This window comes from Streptomyces sp. 13-12-16 (assembly GCF_002114215.1).
Taxonomy (GTDB): Bacteria; Actinomycetota; Actinomycetes; order Streptomycetales; family Streptomycetaceae; genus Streptomyces.
The window spans coordinates 1-712 of record NZ_NCTE01001476.1 but is presented as its reverse complement, the minus strand read 5'-3'; the positions used below and the strand labels follow the sequence as shown (position 1 = coordinate 712).

General features: G+C 75.0%; 1 protein-coding gene. It reads left to right on the top strand.

The features are described from left to right. A partial coding sequence (locus tag B7767_RS43025; protein WP_143653018.1) for an O-antigen ligase occupies positions 1–614 on the top strand: 614 nt, incomplete at its 5' end. Positions 615–712: the final 98 nt, after the last annotated feature.

Here is a 712-nt window from a genome sequence, read left to right as displayed (position 1 = left end):
CGGGGGTCGTGCTGATGGGCGGGTTCGGGGTCGGTACGGCGATGCTGCAGGAGCGGATCGACAGCATCACGGAGGTCACCGACGCGCCCGACCAGTCCGTCGTCGACCGGTACACCCTGTGGGCGGCGGCGACCGGCATGTGGCGCGAGCACCCGTGGACCGGGGTGGGGCTGAAGAACTTCCCCGAGTACCGCGACGGGCACGCCACCCTGGCGCTGTCCTCGGGCAGCGACATCGCGGGCGCGGGCGAGGAGTACCACAGGCAGGCGCTGCTGTCGCCGCACAGCATGTACCTGCTGGTGCTGAGCGAGCAGGGTCTGATCGGGCTGCTGACGCTCGCCGGGGGCTGGCTCGCGCTGCTGGTGTGCGCACTGCGGCGGCTGCTGCGGGCCCGCCGCCGGGGCCCCGGCCTCGACTGCGCGCTCGTCGCCGTCGGCCTGCTGCTCTGGCTGCTCACCGACTTCGTCTACGGCGACATCGGCGGCCCCTCGACCGTCCTGACCGGCGTGGCCCTGGGCCTGACGGCGTGGTGGGCGCTGTCCCGCGACGACCTGCCGCGCACCGCCCGGTGCGACGAGGCGTCCGAGCGGGTCGAGGAGGCCGCGACACGATGACAGTGCTGCCGTCCCAGACTCCCGGCTCCGGCACCGACGGCCCCGAACCCGGCGGCCTCAAGACCGGCGCCCCCGCCTCCGGCCGGCCCCCGGCGGAC